This is a genomic window from Empedobacter sp. UBA7248 (assembly GCF_002472945.1).
In the GTDB taxonomy this organism is placed as follows: Bacteria; Bacteroidota; Bacteroidia; order Flavobacteriales; family Weeksellaceae; genus Empedobacter; species Empedobacter falsenii_C.
Window position 1 is genome coordinate 65,632 of record NZ_DKSU01000008.1, and the last position, 24,117, is coordinate 89,748.

General features: G+C 30.6%; 25 protein-coding genes. 9 read left to right on the plus strand and 16 right to left on the minus strand.

All coding sequences use genetic code 11. The annotated features are described in order from the left end of the window. Positions 1-141 precede the first annotated feature (141 nt). The 4 genes from rplS to ppk2 (B4A23_RS07325) form a co-directional block, all read right to left on the minus strand. Positions 142-492 (minus strand): 50S ribosomal protein L19, encoded by a 351-nt coding sequence (gene rplS / locus B4A23_RS07310; protein ID WP_019975296.1) that lies wholly within the window; start codon positions 490-492, stop codon positions 142-144. A gap of 115 nt (positions 493-607) precedes the next feature. Then, complete coding sequence (gene ppk2 / locus B4A23_RS07315) at positions 608-1,411, minus strand: polyphosphate kinase 2 (RefSeq protein WP_291118500.1); 804 nt, start codon at positions 1,409-1,411, stop codon at positions 608-610. Between the two features lie 17 nt (positions 1,412-1,428). Next, on the minus strand, positions 1,429-2,247 hold the full coding sequence (ppk2, locus tag B4A23_RS07320; protein ID WP_291118503.1) for a polyphosphate kinase 2: 819 nt from the start codon (positions 2,245-2,247) through the stop codon (positions 1,429-1,431). A 17-nt stretch (positions 2,248-2,264) separates the two neighbouring features. Continuing rightward, positions 2,265-3,071, minus strand: coding sequence for a polyphosphate kinase 2 (gene ppk2, locus B4A23_RS07325; protein WP_414647075.1), 807 nt, complete (start codon positions 3,069-3,071; stop codon positions 2,265-2,267). 254 nt (positions 3,072-3,325) lie between these two features. Between ppk2 (B4A23_RS07325) and B4A23_RS07330 the strand changes: the two genes are divergently transcribed. The 3 genes from B4A23_RS07330 to B4A23_RS07340 all read left to right on the plus strand — a co-directional run bounded on the left by B4A23_RS07330 (position 3,326) and on the right by B4A23_RS07340 (position 4,746). Continuing rightward, entirely contained in the window at positions 3,326-3,631 is a 306-nt protein-coding gene (locus tag B4A23_RS07330) for a hypothetical protein (protein ID WP_291118506.1), read from the plus strand. A 169-nt stretch (positions 3,632-3,800) separates the two neighbouring features. Beyond that, the gene (locus B4A23_RS07335) at positions 3,801-4,097 is read left to right on the plus strand and encodes a YHS domain-containing protein (RefSeq protein WP_291118509.1); all 297 of its coding nucleotides are present in this window, start codon (positions 3,801-3,803) and stop codon (positions 4,095-4,097) included. Then, positions 4,090-4,746 (plus strand): SCO family protein, encoded by a 657-nt coding sequence (locus B4A23_RS07340; RefSeq protein WP_291118512.1) that lies wholly within the window; start codon positions 4,090-4,092, stop codon positions 4,744-4,746. Before B4A23_RS07335 ends, B4A23_RS07340 begins: the two co-directional genes overlap by 8 nt. 48 nt (positions 4,747-4,794) lie before the next feature. Here B4A23_RS07340 and B4A23_RS07345 read toward each other — a convergent pair whose 3' ends face one another. Continuing rightward, a complete protein-coding gene (locus B4A23_RS07345; protein WP_291118515.1) occupies positions 4,795-5,409 on the minus strand; it encodes an NAD(P)H-dependent oxidoreductase in 615 nt (204 codons plus the stop codon). A 93-nt stretch (positions 5,410-5,502) separates the two neighbouring features. On the opposite strand from B4A23_RS07345, the gene B4A23_RS07350 reads away from it, so the two are divergent. Beyond that, complete coding sequence (locus B4A23_RS07350; protein ID WP_291118518.1) at positions 5,503-5,889, plus strand: hypothetical protein; 387 nt, start codon at positions 5,503-5,505, stop codon at positions 5,887-5,889. 11 nt (positions 5,890-5,900) lie between these two features. Beyond that, on the plus strand, positions 5,901-6,812 hold the full coding sequence (locus B4A23_RS07355) for a LysR family transcriptional regulator (RefSeq protein WP_291118521.1): 912 nt from the start codon (positions 5,901-5,903) through the stop codon (positions 6,810-6,812). Here the strand turns inward: B4A23_RS07355 and B4A23_RS07360 are convergent. From B4A23_RS07360 to B4A23_RS07370, 3 genes are all read right to left on the minus strand, one after another. Next, positions 6,809-7,474, minus strand: coding sequence for a response regulator (locus tag B4A23_RS07360; protein WP_291118523.1), 666 nt, complete (start codon positions 7,472-7,474; stop codon positions 6,809-6,811). The two genes, B4A23_RS07355 and B4A23_RS07360, sit on opposite strands and share 4 nt — an antisense overlap. 9 nt (positions 7,475-7,483) lie before the next feature. Then, positions 7,484-9,190, minus strand: a complete 1,707-nt coding sequence (locus tag B4A23_RS07365) for a tetratricopeptide repeat-containing sensor histidine kinase (protein ID WP_291118526.1) — start codon at positions 9,188-9,190, stop codon at positions 7,484-7,486. A 63-nt stretch (positions 9,191-9,253) separates the two neighbouring features. Next, a complete protein-coding gene (locus B4A23_RS07370) occupies positions 9,254-9,409 on the minus strand; it encodes a hypothetical protein (protein ID WP_180904844.1) in 156 nt (51 codons plus the stop codon). Between the two features lie 355 nt (positions 9,410-9,764). On the opposite strand from B4A23_RS07370, the gene B4A23_RS07375 reads away from it, so the two are divergent. Further along, complete coding sequence (locus B4A23_RS07375) at positions 9,765-10,532, plus strand: hypothetical protein (protein WP_291118529.1); 768 nt, start codon at positions 9,765-9,767, stop codon at positions 10,530-10,532. Positions 10,533-10,605: 73 nt separating this feature from the next. On the opposite strand, the gene B4A23_RS07380 is transcribed toward B4A23_RS07375, so the two are convergent. The 7 genes from B4A23_RS07380 to cysD all read right to left on the minus strand — a co-directional run bounded on the left by B4A23_RS07380 (position 10,606) and on the right by cysD (position 19,317). Beyond that, complete coding sequence (locus B4A23_RS07380) at positions 10,606-12,048, minus strand: TSUP family transporter (RefSeq protein WP_291118531.1); 1,443 nt, start codon at positions 12,046-12,048, stop codon at positions 10,606-10,608. After that, positions 12,038-12,784: a DUF2490 domain-containing protein gene (locus B4A23_RS07385; protein WP_291118532.1), complete on the minus strand. Its 747-nt coding sequence runs from the start codon at positions 12,782-12,784 to the stop codon at positions 12,038-12,040. Before B4A23_RS07385 ends, B4A23_RS07380 begins: the two co-directional genes overlap by 11 nt. A 7-nt stretch (positions 12,785-12,791) precedes the next feature. After that, positions 12,792-14,444: an NADPH-dependent assimilatory sulfite reductase hemoprotein subunit gene (locus B4A23_RS07390; RefSeq protein WP_291119478.1), complete on the minus strand. Its 1,653-nt coding sequence runs from the start codon at positions 14,442-14,444 to the stop codon at positions 12,792-12,794. 19 nt (positions 14,445-14,463) lie between these two features. Then, positions 14,464-16,122 carry a diflavin oxidoreductase gene (locus B4A23_RS07395; protein ID WP_291118534.1) on the minus strand — a complete coding sequence of 553 codons (1,659 nt, stop codon included), beginning with the start codon at positions 16,120-16,122 and terminating at the stop codon, positions 14,464-14,466. After that, positions 16,112-16,924, minus strand: coding sequence for a uroporphyrinogen-III C-methyltransferase (gene cobA, locus B4A23_RS07400; RefSeq protein ID WP_291118537.1), 813 nt, complete (start codon positions 16,922-16,924; stop codon positions 16,112-16,114). Before cobA ends, B4A23_RS07395 begins: the two co-directional genes overlap by 11 nt. A 197-nt stretch (positions 16,925-17,121) precedes the next feature. Next, complete coding sequence (locus B4A23_RS07405; RefSeq protein WP_291118540.1) at positions 17,122-18,357, minus strand: sulfate adenylyltransferase subunit 1; 1,236 nt, start codon at positions 18,355-18,357, stop codon at positions 17,122-17,124. A gap of 51 nt (positions 18,358-18,408) precedes the next feature. Next, complete coding sequence (gene cysD, locus B4A23_RS07410; protein ID WP_291118542.1) at positions 18,409-19,317, minus strand: sulfate adenylyltransferase subunit CysD; 909 nt, start codon at positions 19,315-19,317, stop codon at positions 18,409-18,411. Positions 19,318-20,039: 722 nt separating this feature from the next. Here cysD and B4A23_RS07415 point away from each other — a divergent pair. Genes B4A23_RS07415 through B4A23_RS07425 form a run of 3 tightly spaced genes read left to right on the plus strand, consistent with a single transcriptional unit; the run spans position 20,040 to position 22,486 of the window. After that, positions 20,040-20,861, plus strand: a complete 822-nt coding sequence (locus B4A23_RS07415; RefSeq protein ID WP_291118545.1) for a hypothetical protein — start codon at positions 20,040-20,042, stop codon at positions 20,859-20,861. A 17-nt stretch (positions 20,862-20,878) separates the two neighbouring features. After that, positions 20,879-21,676, plus strand: coding sequence for a hypothetical protein (locus B4A23_RS07420; protein WP_291118548.1), 798 nt, complete (start codon positions 20,879-20,881; stop codon positions 21,674-21,676). Between the two features lie 12 nt (positions 21,677-21,688). Then, complete coding sequence (locus tag B4A23_RS07425) at positions 21,689-22,486, plus strand: hypothetical protein (RefSeq protein WP_291118551.1); 798 nt, start codon at positions 21,689-21,691, stop codon at positions 22,484-22,486. Positions 22,487-22,551: 65 nt separating this feature from the next. Here the strand turns inward: B4A23_RS07425 and B4A23_RS07430 are convergent, their stop codons facing one another. After that, complete coding sequence (locus tag B4A23_RS07430; protein ID WP_291118554.1) at positions 22,552-23,931, minus strand: helix-turn-helix domain-containing protein; 1,380 nt, start codon at positions 23,929-23,931, stop codon at positions 22,552-22,554. Between the last annotated feature and the right edge of the window lie 186 nt (positions 23,932-24,117).

Consider the following 24,117-nt stretch of genomic DNA (forward strand, 5'->3'; position numbering starts at 1 on the left):
ATATTAAACTATTTTTTCAACTCTTAATAGAATGTTAAGAAATAGTAAAATTTAATATTTTGTATTAAACTTTCAAAATCAGCCAAAAAAAATCCGTTCGATAGTCGAACGGATTTTATATTTTTCCTAAAAAAGCAGTTTTTAGTAAGCAGCGTCTTTGATACGAGCTTTTTTACCACGTAATGCTCTGAAGTAGAAGATACGAGCTCTACGAACTTTACCTTTTTTGTTTACTTCAATTTTTTGTAACGCTGGCATGTTAACTGGGAAGATACGCTCTACACCAACATCTCCAGACATTTTACGGATTGTGAAAGTTTCTGTAGTTCCTTGTCCTCTTCTTTGGATAACAACCCCTTTAAAGAACTGAACACGAGTTTTTCCACCCTCTGTAATTTCTTGATAAACTGTAATAGTATCACCTGCTGCGAAAGCTGGGAACTCTTTTTTAGCTACGTATTTCTCTTGTACGTATTTTACTAAATTTTCCATTATTATAATTTCAATTTATTTGAATTGAGCAACTTAAACGTCTTTCGTCAGAGGTTGAACAATGTGGGTGCAAAATTAATCAAAAATCTTGATTATACAAATGATTCTCTTTCTTTTATGAATGAATTTTCACTAATTCATTTTCAAAAGTTTTATTTTCTAATTTAGCAATGATTGATTTCATCGCTAAAAGTCGAGCAGCTTTTTTATCATCTGTCACAATTTCTAGCCAAGACGAACTTTCTGTTCCTGTTTGTTGAAACATTTTATCAATGTAATTGGTATAAATATCCCATAACTCTTGTGCCTTTTGATCCAATGCTCCTAATTTCCACTGTTTCATTTCGTCATCTTTTCGCTCTTGTAATCGTTCTACTTGTTCTTCCTTCGAAATTGAAAGAAAAATTTTAATCAGAATAATTCCATCATCTTGCAAAAGCTGTTCTACTTCTACAACTTGTTTCATAAATTTTGAATATTGCTCTTCCGTACAAAATCCAAAAACTGGCTCTACAACAGCACGATTATACCAAGAACGATCAAAGAATACAATTTCGCCTGCATTTGGTAATTCTTTAAAATATCGTTGAAAATACCATTGTCCTTGTTCTATTTCGGTCGGCTTTGGTAATGCTTCAACACGATATTTTTTGGGATTTAGAAATTCTGTTATTCTAGAAATTGTTCCTCCTTTTCCAGCCGCATCTCGACCTTCGAAAATAATTAGTACACGTTTATTCTCCTGAATAACTTTAGATTGTATTTCTAACAATTTTTCTTGAAGTTCCTTCAGTTCTTTCTCATAAGCAAGTTGTTCTTTGAACTTCTTTTCTTTTATAATATCATGTCTAACCAAAAAATCAATGATTTCTTGTTTATTATTTATTTTCTCTAAATCGTTTAAATCAAATTCGGCCATAATTATAGATTTGATGATTAATTTTCTTCTTCTAAGTTTTGATGTTTCAAAATACGTTTATTTTTATCATCATAAGGTATTTTAGACAAAATATATTCCATCGCTTCTACTCTAGCTTTGTACTTTTTGTTGGCATCAATAATTTTCCAAGGAGCAACATCTGTATTTGTTTTCTCAAACATTACATCTTTATAAGCGGAATAAACATCAAATAAATCTTGCGCTTTTTGATCAACAGAACTATACTTCCATCGTTTGGTTGGTGAATTTACAATATCTGCAAAACGTTTTGCTTGTTGTTCTTTTGTAATCGAAAAATAAATTTTAATCAAATATATACCTGAATTAATCCACATTTTTTCGACATCATTCACTTCGTTCATAAACGTTTCGTATTCTTCATTAGAACAAAAACCATTAACAGGTTCTACAACAGCACGATTATACCAAGAACGATCAAAAAAGACTATTTCTCCTTCACGAGGAAGTTGACGAACATAACGTTGAAAATACCATTGTCCACGTTCTACTTCGTTAGGTTTTGGAAGTGCTATAATTCTATGCTCACGAGGATTTAAATGTTCTACAATTCGACGAATTGCACCACCTTTTCCAGCTGCATCTCGACCTTCAAAAACAATCACTACTTTCCGTTTATTTTCGGCTACCCAAGTTTGTAATTTTATCAACTCTTCTTGTAATTGCTCTATCCTATTTTCATATTTTACAGTACGCAAGGCTTTCGCAAAATTCAATTTCCCATGATCAGATTGCAAAAGTCCAACAAGACCTTTTTTTGTTTCGATTAATTTTAAATCTTTCGGTTTTAGCTCCATTTTCTTACTATTTAAAATTAATGATTCAGTTCTTTTACCATTCGATAATAACGTTCAATCACATTTGGATCCACCATCAAATTTACCTCAGCATCCTCTTTTCCTTTATAATTAAACAAAGAAAGCACATAACGAATAGATTCTAATCTTGCCGCATTTTTATCATTTGCGTTGACAATAATCCAAGGCGAAAAAGAGTTGTGTGTCCGCGTAAACATTTGATTGATATAATGCGAAAATTCGTCCCAAAGTTCCTGTCCTTTTGCATCAACTGGACTATATTTCCATTTTTTAAGCGGATTATTTAACCTCGAATCAAAACGTGCTTGCTGCTCCTCTTTCGTCACAGAAAACCACAATTTGATAATATATGTCCCTGATTCGTACAACATATGTTCAAATTCCGAAACTTGCACCATAAATTGCTCATATTGTTGCTCTGTACAAAACCCCATAACTGGCTCTACAACCGCCCTGTTGTACCAACTTCTATCAAAAAAAACAATTTCCCCAGCATTTGGTAATTCTTTGATATAACGATTGAAGTACCATTGATTTTGCTCGACTTCTGTAGGTTTATTCAATGCAACAACACGCATAGAACGCGGATTAAGATGCTCGCGAAAACGGCGAATTGTTCCTCCTTTTCCTGAAGCATCTCGCCCTTCGAAAATAATTGCAACTTTTTTCTTTTCTGTCGAAATCCAATTTTGAAGATTTACTAATTCTGATTGCAGTTTTAGTAACTCATTTTCGTATTCAAACTTCTTTATCACATTTTTATAGAGAGGATTTTCTTCTTGATTTTCAACTAAAAAATGCATTAGTTCTTCGGTTGTTGTAAAATCTAAAATCTTACTTTTTTTCATAAATATTTATAGATTGTAAAATCTTTTTTAAGGTAAAAATTTTACAGAACATAAAAGTGAAGATTATGATAAATCTTTCTTTTAAAATCATAAATTTTATCATATTCAACCTCAATCAATTTGGTTAAATTTGTCAATAAATTAGTTTTTTGCGCATACTATTTTTCATATCACTCATATTTTCTATCGCATTTCGTCCTTTAATGCCGATGATAGACTATGTTTTGAATTATGAAGAAATCGCAAATAAACTTTGTGAAAATCGAGAAAAACCTGAATTACTTTGTAATGGTTTTTGCTATTTGAAAGAGGAAATTTCGAAAAGTGAAAAGAATCAACCCGAAAATCATTTTGTCAAAAATTCGGTCAAAATTTTAGATGCAATCGTTCCAAAAAAACAAATTATTTCTCCAAAAAAATATTTTACGCAAAAAAATAAATTATCAACTGATTATTATCTAGATATTAATTCTGATTATATTATTTGTTTAGTTTTTCATCCGCCAATTGTTTAGTTTTTATTTCTAGATTTCGATGAAAAAAACCGTCAATTCGAATAAAATTCATCTTAATTCTCGATACAATTTTTAGAAATACTTGTACTTAGTTTATCGAAGTAATATTTCTAAAAATCACTCGAATTGACGAATTTTAATTTAATTAAAAATAAATAAACAATTTAAAATGAATATCTTAAAAAATATATTCACCTTAATAGTAGTAGGATTTGCATTATTTTCTTGTAACAAAGAGCAACCAAAACAAGAGAATTTTGAAGTAAAACATGTTTCTCACGAAGAAATGAAAGCAGCAACTAAATTGGATGTTGCGGTTGTGAACGAAGTTGATCCAATTTGCGGAATGAAAACTGCGGAACATTTGAGTGATACAGCTAATTACCAAGGAAAAACGTATGGTTTTTGTTCGACAATGTGCAAAGAAGAATTTCTAAAAAATCCAGAAAAACATATTCATGAATAAACAATTAATAGCCGTTATTGTTATTATTTTAGGCGTTATTGGAACTGTTTTTTGGTTGAAAAATAAGCCAAAAGACGAACTTTACACCGTAATGAAAGTTCCAGAATTTTCGATGACGAATCAAAATAATCAAACGATTACAAATCGTGATATGTTAGGAAAAGTGTACGTTGTAGAATTTTTCTTTACAAGTTGTCCAACGATTTGTCCTGTGATGAGCCATAATTTACGTTCGATAGAAGATGAAATAAATGATGCAAACCTTGGTTTTATTTCGGTTACGATTGATCCAAAACGAGATACTCCTGCACGATTGTTAGAATATTCAAAACAAATTGGTGTAAAATCGCCGAATTGGTATTATTTGACTTCGGATCGAGAAAATATTGAGCAACTTTCGGACAAATTCAATATTTATGTTGGAAAAGATGAAACAACTGCCGAAGGTCTAAATCATAGCGGAAAACTTGCGTTGGTTGATAAACAGGGGAATATCAGAAGTCGATATGATAAAATGGGTGTTCCAATGTTGTTTTATTCGGGACTGAATTATAAAGATCCTGAAGGAAAAGAACCTTCTCTAGCTGGAAAATACCATCCTGAAATAGAATTTTTAAAAGAAGATATTAAAAAACTTCTTGCAGAATAAAATTTAAAACCCTCCATTTTAGGAGGGTTTTGTTTTAGTTATAATTTTCTAAATCACATCAAACTCTTGCTCTATTTCAGTTTTCAAAAATGATTTGTATTCATTTTGATAAGCATCAATCCGCTCTGGCGTTGCATTTTTCTCGATATCATGAAAGTGGAAACTATTCAATCTTGTCATTCCTGTAAATTCATTCATTTTATGAAATCCAAATAAAACACCTTCATCAACAGATTTTTGCTCAAAAAATTCACCTTCTAACGTAAAAGCTTCTTCTGGCGCATTCCAAGTACTTGTTACCATATATTTTTTTCCGTGCATCAATCCACCTTTTCCGTAATTAATTGCAGGATTTTTTCGTGAACGTCCATCACTTGCGTACATTCCATTATTGTGTCCTGCTGTAAAAACATCATCTATGTAAAACTTTAATCGAAAAGGAACTTGAAACCACCAAATTGGCACATGATAAATAATCAAATCTGCCCATTTAAAATTCTCAACTTCTTCTTTTGGGTCAAATTCATCATTAATATCTGTTATTCGAATATTTAATCCTAAATCTTTTAAAACTTCTTTTGACCAATTTGTAATAGAATGATTTAGCTTTCCGCCTGAATGTGCATATTTAAGACCGCCGTTTATGATAAAAACATTTTTCATTGTATTTTCTTTTTTGATTAAGACAAAATTCCGACAAGTTTTTCTATTATTAAAATAACTTAAATTATATATTTGTATCATAATTATTATAGAATGAGAAAACAATATCATTTTAGAACAATTGATAACAAATTATACGCGTGGGATGTAGACAATCTAATTTCTCTAACAAAAGAATTAGAAATCGAAAATATTGATTTGACTAAAATAAATGAGTTTGAAGAAATTTATTGGTATAATGAAGAAGGAGATTCTCCGACATGCCGTTCTATCACACAACATATAAAATTGGTTAATGATTCAGACTTAAATTATCCAATAATTATTTGTCCTGATGGAAAATTGATGGACGGAATGCATCGCGTTGTAAAAGCAAATTTATTGGAGTTGAAAACGATAAAAGCGTATCGACTTTCGACCTTACCAAAACCCGATTATATTGATGTAAATCCTGAGGATTTACCTTATGATGAAAATTAAAATATAGAATTATGCAATCAAATTTTGAATGGTTCAGAACGTTTAAAGCAATTTACGAAACGGGAACTTTATCTGCTGCTGCGCAACAATTATTTATTTCACAACCTGGTGTTAGCTTACATCTCAATTCGTTGGAAGCCTATACGGGTTACAAATTATTTGATCGTTCGGCGCGAAAAATGGTACCGACTGAAAAAGGAAAAATTTTGTATAATTTTATTTTAGAACCGATTCAAAAATTAGAAGCTGCGGAGCAACATTTTCATAAACGAGCTGATAAAGATCGTGCAACAATCAGCATCGGAATGTGTTTTGAAACTTTTCAATATACATTAGAAGAGCATGTTTCTGATTTAGATTTTAACCTAATCATCAAATTTGGAGATTATAAATTGATGCATCAAGATTTGGATAATGGTTTATTAGATTTGGTTATCACACCTCAAAAAAGTACCCACAAAAATCTTTGTTATCATCCTTTTTCGAAAGAAAGAATAATTTTGATCGCAGGAAACAATACAGATTTAACTTCAATTGAAGAAAGTTTAAACAATAAAGATTATGAAGCTTTAAAAAATAACTTAAAAAATAATCTTTGGTACAGCACAGCCGCCGATATGGAGCATTTGAAACATTTTTGGATGGAAAATTTTAAAGAACATCCAGATTTCAAACCTAATTATATCGTTCCAAATATCAGTTCTATTATTCGTTGTTTGAGTGATGGAAATGGCTTTTCTATTGTTCCTGACTTTTTATGTCAAGAAGCACTAAATTCTGGTAAAATAAAATTGGTTTGGCAAGGTGAAAAATCCTTGGAAAATATACTCTATTTTGGTTCCCGAAAGAATACGATTTACGAAAAAGAAATTGAGCAATTGCAACAGATTTTTGTAGATAAATGGTGTAAAGATTTGGGTTAAATACTTCCCAAATCTTTAAAAAATGCAACCAATTGATGATTACTTGAAATTTGTAGTGATTCTTTTAATGAGCCCAATCTCTTTTCTACACTGCTTTGACTAGCTGGCTTGATATTATTTTGTTTTAAGTGATTTGGAATATCTTTTAACAAAATTCCATTCGAAAGCAAAGAAACCAATGTGACATCATATGAAGTAATTTCATACGTATTTTTTTGTTTTATACTACGTTTCATATCCAATTCCAAATGCATTCCGCCCGCAAAAACAGTTTGTATCGCTTTTTTCAACTCTTTCGAATCCTCTCTTCCTTTCGCCACAAACCCATCTATATGGTATTCTTTGAAAAGATTATCTACCATATCCGCTTTCTTTTCTACCGAAAAGACAATCACTTTCAAATTTGGCTGAATTGCTTTTACAGCTTCAATTAAATCTCGTCCACCTTTCAAGTTTTGCTCGCGATGATCTTCTTCAAAAGACAAATCAGAAATCAATAAATCATAAGGTTGATCGTCGTGTAATGCTTTTTTAACTTTCAAAAATGCATCATCACAATAAAAAGCATAATCAGGATTTTCAACTTGTAAATCTTTTAAAACTTTCTGAACCGAAATATTAAAACTCTCAAAATCTTCTGCAATTAATACTTTTTTAAACATACTTTTTATTTAGGTTAATTGAATTGGAAATATGATCTTAATTTTTAGACCATTCACATTTTCAGTTTCAAAAATAACATCTCCGTTTAGATTAGAAATACGTGAAACCGTATTTTGCAAACCATTTTTAGGTTTTAAATCCGAAATTCCAATTCCGTCATCCGAATAATTGATGATAATTTGCTGATTTTCTTCTTTAAAATTTAATATAACTCGTGAAGCTTCGCTATGTTTTTTCATATTCGTCAACAATTCTTGCATCACCAAAAAAACCTCTGTTTTAGCATAATCTTTTACTTTTTTCCAAAGTTCTTTTTCATTTCCAATCAAAAATATTTTGACTTGTTCCGAATCATAAGAACTTATCAATTGTGCTAATTTTTCGGCAAAATTTTCTTGTTGATTTTCATCGATTTTGTCATAAGAAATATCGCGCGAAATTTCATAAACAACTTCCAATTTATCTAAGATTTCATCACGATTAAATTCTGATTTATTCTCAATATCAGACATCACATGATAAATTCCGTTCGCCACTTTATCGTGTACTTTCTTCGAATATTTCAGTTCCGTTTTCTTGACTTCCAAAACCTTTTCTTGTTGCAACAAAACTTTCTCTTGCTCTAATTTTTGCTTTCTTTTTCTGTACAAAAAATATCCAAAAACAAACAGGACGATCAATAAACCGATTAGAATATAAAGTTTTAAAATATCATTTTTCTTTTTTTCGTTTTCTGCTTCGGCTTTCAAAAAATCTGCACGATTTTTCTCCGAATCATAACGCACCAACGCAAATTGATTTTTCGCTCTGTTACGTTCTAACTGAATACTATCGTTTAGCTTTTGATAAGCTTCAAAATATTGTTTTGCATTTGTAGGATTTTCTAATAAAATTAGTTGCTGATAAACTTCTAATTTATCGCCCACACTCTTATTTTCGAAAGCAATTTCTTTTCTTTTGTAAGCGTAGTCTAATGCTTTTTTATGATCTAAATTTGAAAAATAATCTGTTAAATGCGCATAACTTGCATTTTGTCCCCACAAATCATTTTCCTTTAATCTAATATTTAACGCTTTATTTAATTCATTTATAACATTTGATTTATTGTCTTTTAACCATTTCGTGTATCCTAAATTATCAGTAATTCGCGCATATTCTTTTGGATTTTCAATTGTATTCTTATCTTTTAGTAATTCCTGGTAAATCTTTATCGCTTCATCATACTGCTTATCATAACGATAACTATTTGCAATATTATTTTGATTGATAATATAAACATCTTTTTCTGTAGAAAAATCTATTGCTTTTTTATAATAATTTATAGCTTCTTTATAAATTCCTAATTCGTGAGTACTCTGTCCTAAACTATTATATGCACTTGACAACGTTTCTTTTTCACTTTTTATTTGAGGATTTAATAATTTTATTCCCTCTATATTCAATTCTTGACTACCAAACCAATCTCCTTTATAATAACTTATATATCCCATGTTAATCAAACATTTCGCTGCTTGATTCTTATTCATATTCTTAATAAACTCTGAATATGCTTTATTAAAATAAACATAAGCACTATCATACACCTCTTTTTCATAAAAATCCCAAGCTGTATCGTAAGCTTTATTATCTAAATTATCACGTTCAATCTCTTTGTTATTAGATTGTTGACATGAAGTTATTAGAAGTATAATACCAAAAAATAAAATTTTTCTCAAATCATTGTATTTACTCAATAAAGCTAAATAAAAAACGGATAGATTTCTCTATCCGCATTTAGTTTATTTTTTTGGAGGTGTACTTCCTGTTTCACCATTTGTATCACCATCTATACTATCTGATGAAGTTTGTACAACTGGATGTTGATCTTGTGAAATTGTGTTTGCATTTTGATTTGGAAAAAAGAATCCCAATAAAGCGAATAATAATTGTAACATAGCTTAAATTTTTAATTTTTTGATATAGGTGCTCTTCCTCACAAAACAGATTGCGAGTAGTGTATACGAGAAAAAAAGAAGCGCTTCTTTAGTGGGAAGTTTTTTGTAGCCTTGAGAACAATTCAGGAAAAATGCTTCCCTTCAAATCACCTCAACTATTTTCGAGACTACGTTTTCAGAAATCAAGTTTTTTGTTTTTGTTTTGATTTCTATTGCAAAGTAAATACAGAACACAAAGTCGCTGTTAGACAAACAATAGACAAGTTTTGGACAATTATTGGACAGTCCGTTTTACGGGAAACCGTAATTTATTTTGTCCAAAATTTGTCTACTTTGTAAAAGAATTAAAAGTGAAATGTCTACGAAAAAAGATCTATTCGAAAAAGTTTTTGAGAAAGCAAAAAATGAATGTGGGAGTTCAAGTAAAAATGCTTTATCAACTTATCTAAATACAATTTTTATTGATGATTATAATTTCCCGATTAGCACAAAAACGATTTCGAGATATTATGAAGCATTCGAGAAAAATGAAATTAATAATAAGAATATCTCTATTGAGATATTAAACATTCTTGCTCATTATATCGGTTATAAAAATTTTGGAGATTTTAATCAAAAAAATCAGCTGATAAAAAGTGATGAAAAAGAAGTTAATGTAGAAGAAATCGTATCCGTAGAACCAATAATAGATAATAATATTCCTGAAGAAGAATCAATAATTAATCTTCCATCAAAAAAGGATAGTTTCTTTGAGAAAATAAAACTTCAACGAAATAAAATAATTGCTGGAAGTGGCATTGCAACTATTTTGGCTGGCGGAGGATTATTTCTTAATTCAATCAATCAAAATTCGTCTTGTATGATTTGGAAAGAAAATCATTATGAAGAAATCGAATGCGAAGAAACTTCTCCACAAATGAATGCTGTTCCATATAACGAAACTATTTTTCAATTGAAGAAAATCACAAAACCTGATACTTTAAATTTTGAAAATGCACTTGATAAAGTTTGGTATACAAAGAAAAATGGTGAAGTAGAATTTTATACAAATTACGGTTTACATCCCGAAAATGGCAAAACATTGAAACCTGTCACAAAATATATTTTAACTAATATGTCTTAAAAAATGAACAATAAAAAAACACTCAACATGCGAGATGAAGAGTGTTTTGATTGTTAGAAATGATATATAAAATTTAGAAAATTTTAAATAGAATACGAATACTAAATGTAATAACTAAAAAAGCTACAGCCAAAATAGCTACTTTCTGAGGTATTTTGCCTGCTAATTTCGCTGCAATTGGCGCTGCTAAAGCTCCTCCAATTATTAAACCTGCAATGATAAAACCATGACTTACGCCCAAAGCTGCAAAAAAAGTCAACGATGCAGAAAGTGTCACAAAAAACTCGGCTAAACTAACTGTTCCTACTACTAAGTTTGATTTTTTTCCTTTTGCTAATAAAGTTGATGTCACGACAGGTCCCCAACCACCTCCACCAAAGGCGTCTAAAAAACCTCCAGCAAATCCTAAAAATCCAACTCGTTTCACTTTTTTTCGTTCGATTTTTTTTCTGAATGCTAAAATAATTAATCGAATTCCGATGATTAAGGTATACGAAGCTAAAATTCCGTAAGTAATGGTTTCGTATTTGTTTCCCAAATAAACCAATAATAATGATCCCGAAACTGCTCCAATAACGCCTGGAATAGCCAATGCCAATAATAATTTTTTGTTTACATTTCCAAATCTATAATGTGAAAAACCACTAATTCCGCTCGAAAACATTTCGGCAGTATGAATACTACCACTTATTGAAGGCAGATTAACACCAAACAACATCATGCTTGTGGAACACGTTACACCATATCCTAAACCAACGGCTCCGTCGACCATTTGAGCGAAAAAACCAACCGCCAACATAATGTAAAAAACATTCGGAATGTGAATCACAAAATCTTTCGCTTCCGAAAAACTTACGATTGATGACAAAGCATATCCTAAGAATAAAGCAAAGAAAATTAAGGTAATTTCGGTCACTAAACGTTTGTATTTTTTTGTCGATTTTTTCCCTTCAAATGAAGAAGTTAAATGATTCAAATCTGTTAATTTTTGATTAAAATCTCCTTTGTGATTATTTCTAATTTTATTTAAACTTTCAATGTTTTCATCAATTGAATCTGGAATAACATCAGAAAAATATTCTCTCAAACGTTTTGCTATAACAGGAGATTGTCCATTTGTAGAAATCGCAATTTTAAGATGACCTTTATTCACAATCGAACCTAAATAAAAATCGCACAAATCTGGCTGATCAGCTGCATTAACCAAAATTCCTTTTGCATTTGCTTTTTGCTTCACTTCTCTCGAAGTTTCTTTATTATCGGTTGCGACAATCACTAAATCTATATCTTCCAAATCACTCGATTCGAACGTATGAGTTTCGTATTTAATTGATGGATATTGCGAAAAAACATCTTTCAATTCTTGTTTAAATTCCTTTGCTACAACTTTCAAATTGATCGAAGGATTTTGTTTGATTAGCGTCGAAACCTTTTCTAATCCTACATTTCCTCCTCCAACAATCAGGAAGCGCAAATGTTCTGTTTTTAAAAATATCGGGAATAAATTATTTTTCATTGTTCTTATTTTGTTTTAGCGAAATTTGATGAAACAGCGATAAACGGAAAATATTTCGGTTATAAAAATCAACCCCACTACTCCGTTGTTGATACCAATTCATATATCCTAATTCTATGGAAAATGATGGATGAAAGGAATAATTCAACGCACCATAAATTCTATTTTGATCGAATGTATTTTTCACGATTTTTCGTCCAACATTAACCATTATTTCATCTTTTATTTTCGCAACCAATTTATTTTTATTGGTTTTATGATCTTTAACCAAAGGAATATCGACGCCTAATTGATAACGAAATCGAAGATTAGAAAAACGAAAACCACCTGTCAATTCGTCATTTTCTGTATCATGAAAAAATCTTGCTTCAGCCTTATAACGATGATTAATTGTAATTTTTTTTAACTTTTGTTGATAACCAAAACCAATATCAGGTCTAATCTCTGGAACAACCAAATCACTTTCGGAATTTGGATCATTTGGACTTTGTAAAAAATAAGTTAATCCACCAGAAACATTCCAATTTTCATCAAGTTTTCGTTGCAAATTTGATCTAAAAATCAATTGATGTTGAGCACTTGGATCTATAAAATGACGTTCTTGAATTTCACTCAAAACCGAATATTTTTCGTTTATCACCAACGTATTATAGTAACCATACCACAACAAATTTTGATGAGTTACATTTTTCTGAGCAAAACTTTTCGATACAAAACAAAAACATCCGAAAATCATCAGTTTTTTAATTAACCGAAAAATATTTTCGATAAGTAAAATCTCCGAATGTTTCATTGTCTATTTTTTCTTTTGTATAACTTTCGAAAACTTGGTCTAGCTCATTCAAAATCTCAGTTTCATTTACTTTTTCTTTGTAAATTTTGTTCAAACGAACACCATATCGATCGCCTCCCAACATCAAATTATAATGTCCAGTAGAAGTCCCTACAAAACCAATCTCCGAAACATACGAACGACCGCAACCATTTGGACAGCCCGTCATACGAATAGAAATATCATCATTTTGAAGTTGATGTTTTTCTAGCAAAGGCTCTATTTTAGTCACTAATTCTGGTAAATAACGCTGTGCTTCCGCCAAAGCCAATGGACAAGTTGGTAAAGCCACGCACGCCATCGAATTTTTTCGAAGCTCACTAATATCTTTGTGGATAGAATATTTTTCTAGAAGCTGTTCAACTTTAGCTTTATTTTCAGTAGAAATTTCACCTAACAATAAATTTTGATTCGCTGTAAAAATGAAATTATTGATATTTAATAAAGCCAATTCATGTAAAAATGCTTTCTGATTAGGCTGTACAACTCCATTCTCCACAAATAAAGTGTAATACCACGTTCCATTATTCACTTGTCGCCAATCATAAATATCAGAACGCTCCGTAAATTGATATGGCTGAGAAGGCTCTAATTTAAAACCAACACGTTTTTCTAATTCAGACTTGAAACCATCTACCGTTAATTTATCAACTGTATACTTTAGTCTCGCTAATTTTCGATCGCCACGATTCCCAAAATCACGCTGAATAGTCAACACTTCATAAGCAACTTTCAACACTTTTTCTTCAGAATCAACAAAACCAATTTCGGTTGCTAAACGCGAATATGTGTTTGGATTTCCGTGAGTTGTAGACAAACCTCCACCAACAGCGATATTGAAACCTTTCAATTCATTATTTTCGATAATCGCAATCAGTCCCAAATCATTTGCAAAAACATCTACATCATTAGTTGGCGGAATAGCAATTGCAATTTTAAATTTTCGAGGTAAATAGCGATCTTCGTACAAATCATCTTTCTCTGTTTCGCGTTCGTAAATCTTTTCATTATCCACAAAAATCTCATAATAAGCTTGTGTTTTAGGCAACAAATGTTTTGATAATTTATCTGCATATGTATGAATTTGAGCGTGAATTGGCGAAACCAACGGATGAGAACTCGCAATTACATTTCGGTTTACATCGCCACAAGCCGCGATAGAATCTAACTTTGCTTGGTCAAACGATTGTAAAGTTGGACGCAATTGATGTTTCAAAATCCCGTGCAATTGAATGGTTTGACGCGTTGTAATTTTCAAAACGCCAGTTCCATATTGTTCAGAAGTTTCGTGAATTGCCAACCATTTATCAGCGTCAATAATTCCACCCGGAATACGTAAACGAATCATAAATGAATACAATTTGTCTAACTTTTTTTCTGCGCGTTCTTCTCGTCTATCGCGATCATCTTGCACATACATTCCGTGAAATTTCACCAAAGCTTCGTCATCTGCACGCACATTTCCGGTGTGATTATCTAGCTCTATACTCTCTTTTAACGTACCGCGAAGTCCATCACTTTTTATTTTAATTCCTTCTATAGGAGATTGTTTTTCAGTATTCATTTTGTTAATTGTTGGTTGATTAGTAAACATCTTTTTGGTAGCGACCTTCTTCTTCTAATTGTTCTAGAAAATTTTTCGCTGAAACCTCATCTTGATTTGATTCTTTTGCAATTAATTCGATTAAAGCACTTTCTACATCTGTACTCATTCCGTCTTTTTGACCGCAGACATACAAATAAGCACCATCCTTTAACCAATTGTAAAGCTCTTTTCCTTGTTCTTTCACTCGATCTTGTACATAAATTTTATGTTTTTGATCTCTCGAAAAAGCTGTATCTAATTTGCTCAAAACTCCTGTCGAAAGCCATTCCTGAATTTCAGTTTGATAATAGAAATCCGAAACAAAATGTTGTTCACCAAAAAATAACCAGTTTTTACCTTCTGCACCAATTGCATCACGATGTGTCAAAAAACTACGAAAAGGCGCAATTCCTGTTCCCGGACCAATCATAATTACCGATTGATTTTCATCTGGAAGTTTGAAGTTTTTATTTTTATGAATGTAAAATTCTATGGATTTACCTTGCTCAAAATCTGCTAAAAACTGAGAACATAATCCAGTTTTTTGTAGATCTGAAACTAAAAAAGTATTCAGACTAACCGTTAAATGAATTTCATTATCATGTGCTTCATTCGATGATGAAATCGAATATAAACGTGGTGCAATTGGATGCAAAAGATTTAAAATATCATCAAATTTTATTGTAGATTCAGACGAATAATATTTTATCAACAAATCAATTAAATCAATTTTAGTTTCGAGAATTTCTACATTCAAAATTGTTGCAAATTGATCGATTGATTTTTTAGAAAGTGCTCTAATATTTTTTTCTTCAAGTTCTTGAGCGCGATTTTCTTCATTGAGAAGCTTTGCAATCTCTAAAATTTCGGTTTGATTATTTTTTGGATAAACACCCAAAGCATCACCTGGTTCGTAATCGACTTGCTCATCAACTGCTATTTCGATATGATAGGTTTCTTTATTCGAACCTCTATCGTTCAAAATAACTTTATGCTTTACAATTCCTCCATACGATTTTTTTTGCGTAGAAGAACTTTGCAATTTTTGAGGTTGTACAACCATTGAACTTCCTTCTGATTGAATAGTTTTTAAAATATCCGCAAACCAATTTTCGGCAATTTCTTGATAATCTAAATCTACTTTTACCAAATCGAAAACGCGTTGTGCGCCTAGTTTTCCAAATAATTCATCGATTTCTTCTCCTGATTTACAGAAAAACGGATAAGACGTATCGCCCAAACCAAAAACAGCAAACTTTGTTTGATTTAATTTTAAATCAGAATTGCTCAAATTATCATAGAATTTTTGTGCATTTTGAGGCAAATCTCCATCTCCTTGCGTACTAAAAATTAGAATTAAAAATTCTTCTTTTTCAATTTTTTCGAGTGGATATTGAAACGCATCAATCGCTTTGGCTTGAATTTTATTCTTCTTAAAAATTCCAAGCAATTGATTGGCTAATTTCTTCGCATTTCCTGTTTCAGTTCCATAGATTATTGTAGGCTTGATTGAGGTTAAAACCCTTTGTTCTTTCGGTTGATCTTGTGTCTTATTCGCAACTAATCCAGCCAAATAACCATTTGTCCAAATAATTTCGTCACGTGATAATTCTTTGACTAAACTTTTTACTAAGTTCAATTTTTCGTTAGCTAGCATAAGAAATTGTTGTTTTATGGTTATCAAAATATGAGTTGGAAGTTGGCTGTTCGTCGAACCAAGCGAATGATTGATGCAAATTGACAACATGACCAACGATAATTAAAGTTGGTACAAAATCGAAGGTTGGTAAATTATTTTCTACAATATTTTCGAAAGTAAAAACTTGTGTTTTCTGATCTGGAGTTGTCGCTTGTTGAATAACTGCTAAACCTTTTTCGGTATCAATTCCATTCAAAATTAACTGATCGGCCAAAGTTTGTAAACGTTGTCCACTCATATAAAAAACCAATGTATCAGACGTTTTCGCCCAATCTTTCCATTGTTTATCTTCAATAGATTTCAAATCGCACAACGTCAACATGCGAACTCCTTTCGAATGATTTCGCGCTGTCAATGGAATTCCCGTGTAAGCTGCAGCACCAAAAGCAGCCGAAATACCTGGAATTATTTCGTACGGAACATGATTTTTTTTCAAGGTTTTTAATTCGTCTAAAATATTAGAGAAAAGTGAAGCGTCACCTCCTTTCAATCGAACCACTAATTTTCCTTGCATTACAAACTCAATCATCAAATCGTTGATATCTTTTTGAGGCGTATGAATGCCTTTCGAACATTGTTTTCCGACATAAATAACCAACGCATCTTTCGACGCATATTCGTCTATTAACACTGGAGAAACTAAGCGGTCTGTCAAAATAACATCTGCTTTTTTGATATAATTTAACGTTTTGAGCGTCACCAATTCTGGATCTCCAGGACCAGCGCCAGCCAAAATTACTTTTCCTATTGTTGTTTGCATGTTTGTAATAAATTAGTTGATTGATAAGATTGAGTTGATATATTAAACCTTTGTGCTTTTAGATAATTTTATCAATGAAACCATTAATTCGAGTGGAATTTTGTATCGATAAAAAATTATGGAAAATAAAATTCATCTTAGTTCTCGATACAATTTTTATACATTTCATTTCTAAAAATCACTCGAACTGACGAATTTTAATCAATAAACATCAAAGCAGCGACTGTATTTTTCGTTGTTTCGTCAATCAAAATGGCATTTCCTGTATGAATATTTTCTTTAAAAGAATCGAAAAATAAAGGTTGATTTGTTTTCAAAACCACTTGTCCAATATCATTTAACTTGATTTCTTCAGATGGAATAAATTCCCAATTATTAATATCCCATTGTTGATCGATTGTTTTGATTTTTGCACGAACCGAATGAAAACGATGTTGCAAAACATACGTTTTTCCTTGTTGCAATGCATTATTGTCTAACCAACAAATCCAAGCCTTTGGTTCGTTTGTCGTTTGCGGTTCTTCAGAAGTTTTTACGATTGTATCTCCTCTACTGATATCTATATTATTTTCGAGATGAATCACAACATTTTCTCCTGCTTCAGCTTGTTGTACTTCTTTTAAATGACGCTCTATTTTAACAATTTTTGATTCGATACTTGATGGATAAACTTTAATAGAATCCCCAACTTTGTAGACTCCACTCAAAATTTGTCCCGCATAACCTCTATAATCGTGATGCTCTTCATCTTTTGGACGAATTACCCATTGAACCTGAAAACGAGCTGCTAAACTTTTATCTGTTTCAATCGAAACTGTTTCCAACTGATGCAATAATGTTTCACCATTATACCAAGGCGTTTGCGCAGATTTTTCGACAATATTATCGCCAACCAAAGCAGAAACTGGAATAAAAGTTACTTCATCATAATTCAATTGATCTTGAATTTGTTGAAAATCATTTTTTATCTTTTCGAAAATATCTTGTGAATAATCAACCAAATCAATTTTATTAATAGCGATTATTGCTTTTTTAATTCCCATTAACGAACCAATACTTGCATGACGTTTTGTTTGAGAAGTGATTCCTTTTCGTGCATCAACCAGAATAATAATCAACTCTGAATTTGAAGCACCTGTAATCATATTTCGTGTATATTGCTCATGTCCAGGCGCATCAGCAATAATAAATTTTCGTTTTGCAGTCGAAAAATATTTGTACGCTACGTCTATTGTAATTCCTTGTTCGCGTTCGGCACGTAAACCATCTGTAATCAAAGACAAATCAATTTCGTCGTCTTCATTTGATTTACGTTTTTCTAAAACACCCAATTGATCGGTGTGAATACTATTTGAATCGTAAAGTAAACGCCCTATTAAAGTACTTTTACCATCGTCTACGTTTCCTGCTGTTATAAATTTTAATGTATTCATTTTACTTAATTTCTATAGAATTTATAGAGTTTTGTTTAAAAAAATTTTGACTTAGAAATAACCTTGTTTTTTACGGTCTTCCATCGCTGATTCTGACAATTGATCATCCAAACGAGTTTGTCCTCTTTCGCTAATTCTTGTATTAATAATATCAGTAATGATATCATCAATCGTAGAAGAATCCGAAGGTACAGCTGCTGTACACGTCATATCACCAACCGTTCTGTAACGTACTTTTTCTATCACAACTTCATCGTCTGCATTAGGCTGAATAAAATCTGAAGTCGCAATTAATTTATCATTGTAAACAATACATTCGCGCTCATGAGCAAAGTATAAATTTGGTAATTCGATGTTATTTTGTTTGATGTAATTCCAAACATCTAATTCTGTCCAATTGCTAATCGGAAAAACACGTACATTATGTCCTTTTTCAATTCTTCCATTCAAAATATTCCACAATTCTGGACGCTGAAGTTTAGGATCCCATTGACCAAAATCATCACGAACCGAGAAGATACGTTCTTTTGCACGTGCTTTTTCTTCATCACGACGCGCTCCTCCAATACATGCATCAAATTCATTTTCTTCGATCACATCTAACAACGCATACGTTTGTAAGGCATTACGAGAAGGAAAACGACCAGCAGTTTCTTTCAGATTATACTTTTTTATAGCATTTTCTACAGAGGCAACAATCAACTTTTCGCCGATTTTATCGACCAAATAATCTCTAAATTTTATCGCTTCAGGAAAATTGTGTCCTGTATCTACATGTACCAAAGGAAAAGGAAATTTCCCTGGACGAAAGGCTTTTAAAGCTAAATGAATCAAAACAATCGAATCTTTTCCTCCTGAAAATAACAATGCTGGACGCTCAAATTGAGCAGCTGTTTCTCTCAAAATGTAGATTGCTTCGTCTTCTAGCTGATTTAAATAATTTTTTTCTTGACTTGACATTCTTTCTAACTTTCTAACTTATTTTTTGACAATAAAAAACTCCTCAAAATTTTGGAGGAGTTCATGAATTATTATTTTCGTAATTAATACATCACAACATATTCCTCCTCTTGTAAAGAGCGACACATATACATTGACATATTAAATACTAAATTTTTCATTTTTTCTTGTTTCATTTCTGATTTCAAAATTATATTATTTTTCTAAATAAATATAATTAATAGAATAATTTAAATAACAAACCTATTTTTTATACTATTTTAAGAAAATTATTCTAAATATATTTATCAAACAAAATAATAATCTATAAAATCGATAGATTTTATGTTGTAAAAGTAAAAATATTATTTAAAATACAAAGATTGATTCCAAAAAAAAGATAAAAAAATGAATATTTCTACAATTAAATTTGTTTGATAGATTTTATATAATTTATCTTAAAAAATAACCTACAATCTCTTCTGATTATCTTTTTCAAAATGATATAAAAAATAACATTATCTCATCATTCATAACAAAATCACAATTTTCATTTCTTTTTTAGAGAAAAAATGAAAATTCCGATTTTTTAAAAAATAAAATATTAATAATCAACAAACTACCTTAATTTATTTATTTAACACCTTTCTCACTATTCTACAGAACTTTACTTTTAGAACATATAAATCATATTTAATTTTAATCAATATTTCGTGTTTCGAAACAACCAACCTAAATTAATTATGATAAAAAAACTTATACTTTTATTAAGTATTTTCTTATTTACTTATTCGTATAGTCAAGTAGGAATAGAAACAAGTTTTCCTAAAGGAGCTTTACATATTGATGGAAATAAAGATAATCCCAAAGATGCTACTTCGACAATTTCTAATGTGCAACAATCCAATGATTTCATTATTTCTCAAACCAATGGAAATGTTGGTATAGGAACAACTTCACCAACTACCAAATTAGAAATTAATAATGGAACTACTAATGGAGCTATTAAAATTACAGATGGTACGGAAGGAGTTGGAAAATATCTAATGAGTGATAATTCAGGTTTAGCAAAATGGATAAAGCCAAACTCTTTTAAATCTGCAATTATTTGGACATATAACGGAACACCTCAACAGATAGTCACTTCACCTGAAAACGTAAATTCAAATGGCGAATATTTATCAAATGGAAGTAACCTATATACTAATCTTTCTCTTACTGGTTTAACTACAGGAAAATGGATTGTAAATATGGGTATAAGATTATCTACATCTAAAACTATTGCAAATGCATTTTGGTTACATGGTAAAATCTCAAGTTCTAATTCAAGTCAAAGTTATGTAGGTTGGAAAAATTTAGGTCCTGCAGGAAATGCTACTGGTTATGCAAGTGTAATCTATGGTGATGGAACAGCGAATGGAAAAGGTTTTTTTACTGGAACAACAATTATAGAAGTAACCTCTACATCTCCTATCAGTTTGTACTTATTATTAGAAAATCTTGCAACATGGCAGTTTGACACTTCTTCCCCTGAGAATTATTTTTATGCAATTCCGATTAACTAACCATTAAAATTAAAAAAATGAAAAATAATTTATATTATTTGATCTCACTATGTCTATCTACATTAGTTTTTTCTCAAAATGGAAAAGTAGGAATTGGTACTAATTCTCCGCAACAAGTTTTACATGTAGATGCATCTAAAAATACAATTATAGGTACACCTTCTACTAATATTAGTGATGATATTGTTATAACACCACAAGGATATATGGGTATAGGAACACTAACACCAAGTAAAAGATTAGAAATAAACAGCACTACTAACGGAGCTATAAAAATTGTGGATGGTACACAACAACAAAATGCTTTTTTATTAAGTGATGCTAATGGCGTAGGATCTTGGTATATACAAGGAAGTATAAAGCAGATTGTATTAGGTAATTGGCAAAATATCCCAACAATTACTTCTGATAATTCTGGAGGAACAAAATATATATTTGTTTCAATAAACCTTACTCCAGGAGTATGGATGGTAAATTTTGGAGGAACTTTTAAAATGAATGATGTCACAACCCCTTATTGGCTACACATTTATTTATCTGATTCTGAGACAGGCAGGACAAATTCTACTTTTGATTTTTTAGGTAGCGGTGGTAATAATACTGGCTATGCAGGATTGATGATAGCAAACAAGACAAGTGGTGTAGGTAATGCAAATCTTATCAGTGGATCTTCTATTATTAAGGTTAAACAAAATACAACAATTAAGGTATTAGTTGAGAATAATCAATCGGATATCGCCCCAAAAAGAAATTGGAACGTAACTAATAATAATTGGGAAAACTATTTTTACGCAGTACCATTAGATAGTAATTAATCAACCATTTTTATGATGAAAAAAAATATTTTAACTCAAATAACATTACTTCTTAGTTTTTATACTTTTGGTCAAGTAGGTATCGGCATAACAAATCCGCAAGGTATTTTGCATATAGATGCTGCAACAAATACAGTATTAGGTACAACATCTACACATACTGATGATTTTATAATAACTTCTACAGGAAATGTTGGAATTGGAACACTTGCTCCAAGTACAAAATTAGAAATTAACAGTTCTACCGCTGGTTCTATAAAAATTGTAGATGGAACTCAAGGAGAAGGAAAAGTATTAGTAAGTGATGCTACTGGCATCGGAACTTGGCAAGAATTACCTATTTTTAAATATGTTACAAGTGGTAATTTTAATATATCTTCTGGTGATATTAATTCCGACGCCTCTACAACTTCTGTCAAATACTCTCAAGCTTCTATCGTATTATCCAAAGGTAAATGGATGATAAACACAGGTCTAACAATTATGTTAAGAACTGTCAATGCTACAACAAATTTAAACCCATATTGGTTATCATTATATCTATCATCTTCTCCTACTACAGTGTCCAATACGAACTTTACTTATGTTGGTAATGTTGCTAAAAATTTTGGAGGAAATATGATTAAAAATCAAACTGCGAACAATCCTAATTTTATTACAGGTTCAACAATTATAGATGTTCAAGCTAACAACACAACAATATATCTTTTGATACAGAACTTAAGTACTGATAGCAATAATAATGCTGTTGATTGGAAATTTTCTCCTAGTAATTATGAAAATTATTTGAATGCAGTACCAGCAAACTAACATTCAAGCACCATTTTTTAAAATAAATATTCAACGAATACCTTAACAATTAAGGTATTCGTTAATTATTTCCCTTTCCGTTCTTGTCTAAGAAACGATATATATTGCGATGGAGAAATTTCTTTAATTGATTTAAAAATACTCGCGAATTGGCTGTGAGAATTATAACCACACATATCTGATAAAACAGCTATTTTATAATTTAGTAAAGATGGATTATCATGTAATTCTTTCACAATGAAATTTATACGACAATTATTAATATACGTATAAAAATCTGCATTTCTATACTCTTTTAATATATAACTCAAATATTTTGTATTTGTTTTTAACATAACTGCCATTTGAGCTACAGAAATTCCTTTTGTGTTAAATAATTGTTTCTTCTCAAAAGAATTTAATTTTTCTACAAGTTTCTTTTCGGTTTCATCACTCTTGATTAGCTTTTCTGACAAATAAACATCTTCTTTTAACGTTTTATCTTCTACAGATTGCTCCAATTCTTTAATAATTTTCAGGAATTGAGCTTTCTGTTTTTTATTTCTTTGATAATAATACACCATAAATAAAACGAGAAATAAACTTATTATTCCAAAAAATATCAAATAATTGCGATTGTTATCACTAATTGTTTTCAGTTTTTCCTTGTTCTTTTTAGTCTCAATTTCAGTAATCTTTTTTGTCGCTTTTATTTCTTTTTTAGTTAAAATTTCAAGCGCTTCATATATTTTTAGTTTCTCTTCTGCCGAATCAATATTAGCATTCAATCGTTCCTCTAAAATTACTTTCTGTATATTTCCAGATTTCACTTTTAAACTTAAATTATATGCTTGATCAAATGTTTTTTTTGCTAAATTATTTTGCTTGTTATGAACAAAAAACAACGCTTTATCCAACAAATAAAATTCATACATAAAAATATTATCACGTTGGTTCATTTTTGCTAAAATAGACTCTGCTTCTATCATCGTTTTTTGCGAAGCTTCTATATTTCCGCATTTGAATTGGTCGTAGACAATCTGAACAACTATTGCAAAATTAAATGAATAACCAATTTCATTATCACCCGCTCTATGCTTAAATAAATTATTGAATTTTTCACGCGTTTCGGCCGATTTACAATAATTCTTATCAATGTCGTACATTCTCGCTCTGATAAATAGCAAACTAACATTTTGATCTTCCTCTGGAATCTTCTTAATCTCTTTTTGAAATAATTTCCAATTTGAATCAGAATCATTTACCAAACCAGCTTGACGATAAGCAACGATAAGAGTACCTAAAATCCTTAAATACAAGTCTATTGAATCTGTTTTCTTAATATGATAAATCGATTTTTCTAGATAATCTACACTTTTCACATAATTAGAAACATCTATTTGACTTTCTCCAAGAACATTATATGCAACTGATTTTTCATAATCTGTTTGAGCGTTAGCCATCATTTTCTTACCCAGAAAATCCGTATTACTCATATCTATCTTATAGACATTCAATGCAGAATCAAATTTCTCTTTTTTAATTGGATCTATTTTAATTTGAGAAAAACAGGTCAGAGAAGTTAAAAAGTATATAAAGAGAAGTCTAATTATAGGTTTAGGTATTGAGTCCATTTTTTTATTATAAATTAG

Excerpts from the sequence above, each read along its gene's own strand:
- B4A23_RS07415 (WP_291118545.1), top strand. The coding sequence starts at position 20,040 with ATGATAAAAAAACTTATACTTTTATTAAGTATTTTCTTATTTACTTAT.
- B4A23_RS07335 (WP_291118509.1), top strand. The coding sequence starts at position 3,801 with ATGAATATCTTAAAAAATATATTCACCTTAATAGTAGTAGGATTTGCA.
- B4A23_RS07375 (WP_291118529.1), top strand. The coding sequence starts at position 9,765 with ATGTCTACGAAAAAAGATCTATTCGAAAAAGTTTTTGAGAAAGCAAAA.
- B4A23_RS07330 (WP_291118506.1), top strand. The coding sequence starts at position 3,326 with ATGATAGACTATGTTTTGAATTATGAAGAAATCGCAAATAAACTTTGT.
- ppk2 (WP_414647075.1), bottom strand. The coding sequence starts at position 3,071 with ATGCATTTTTTAGTTGAAAATCAAGAAGAAAATCCTCTCTATAAAAAT.
- B4A23_RS07345 (WP_291118515.1), bottom strand. The coding sequence starts at position 5,409 with ATGAAAAATGTTTTTATCATAAACGGCGGTCTTAAATATGCACATTCA.
- B4A23_RS07360 (WP_291118523.1), bottom strand. The coding sequence starts at position 7,474 with ATGTTTAAAAAAGTATTAATTGCAGAAGATTTTGAGAGTTTTAATATT.
- B4A23_RS07425 (WP_291118551.1), top strand. The coding sequence starts at position 21,689 with ATGATGAAAAAAAATATTTTAACTCAAATAACATTACTTCTTAGTTTT.
- B4A23_RS07385 (WP_291118532.1), bottom strand. The coding sequence starts at position 12,784 with ATGATTTTCGGATGTTTTTGTTTTGTATCGAAAAGTTTTGCTCAGAAA.
- B4A23_RS07370 (WP_180904844.1), bottom strand. The coding sequence starts at position 9,409 with ATGTTACAATTATTATTCGCTTTATTGGGATTCTTTTTTCCAAATCAA.
- ppk2 (WP_291118500.1), bottom strand. The coding sequence starts at position 1,411 with ATGGCCGAATTTGATTTAAACGATTTAGAGAAAATAAATAATAAACAA.
- B4A23_RS07340 (WP_291118512.1), top strand. The coding sequence starts at position 4,090 with ATGAATAAACAATTAATAGCCGTTATTGTTATTATTTTAGGCGTTATT.
- B4A23_RS07395 (WP_291118534.1), bottom strand. The coding sequence starts at position 16,122 with ATGCTAGCTAACGAAAAATTGAACTTAGTAAAAAGTTTAGTCAAAGAA.
- ppk2 (WP_291118503.1), bottom strand. The coding sequence starts at position 2,247 with ATGGAGCTAAAACCGAAAGATTTAAAATTAATCGAAACAAAAAAAGGT.
- cobA (WP_291118537.1), bottom strand. The coding sequence starts at position 16,924 with ATGCAAACAACAATAGGAAAAGTAATTTTGGCTGGCGCTGGTCCTGGA.
- B4A23_RS07350 (WP_291118518.1), top strand. The coding sequence starts at position 5,503 with ATGAGAAAACAATATCATTTTAGAACAATTGATAACAAATTATACGCG.
- cysD (WP_291118542.1), bottom strand. The coding sequence starts at position 19,317 with ATGTCAAGTCAAGAAAAAAATTATTTAAATCAGCTAGAAGACGAAGCA.
- rplS (WP_019975296.1), bottom strand. The coding sequence starts at position 492 with ATGGAAAATTTAGTAAAATACGTACAAGAGAAATACGTAGCTAAAAAA.
- B4A23_RS07390 (WP_291119478.1), bottom strand. The coding sequence starts at position 14,444 with ATGAATACTGAAAAACAATCTCCTATAGAAGGAATTAAAATAAAAAGT.
- B4A23_RS07380 (WP_291118531.1), bottom strand. The coding sequence starts at position 12,048 with ATGAAAAATAATTTATTCCCGATATTTTTAAAAACAGAACATTTGCGC.
- B4A23_RS07430 (WP_291118554.1), bottom strand. The coding sequence starts at position 23,931 with ATGATGGCTAACGCTCAAACAGATTATGAAAAATCAGTTGCATATAAT.
- B4A23_RS07405 (WP_291118540.1), bottom strand. The coding sequence starts at position 18,357 with ATGAATACATTAAAATTTATAACAGCAGGAAACGTAGACGATGGTAAA.
- B4A23_RS07420 (WP_291118548.1), top strand. The coding sequence starts at position 20,879 with ATGAAAAATAATTTATATTATTTGATCTCACTATGTCTATCTACATTA.
- B4A23_RS07355 (WP_291118521.1), top strand. The coding sequence starts at position 5,901 with ATGCAATCAAATTTTGAATGGTTCAGAACGTTTAAAGCAATTTACGAA.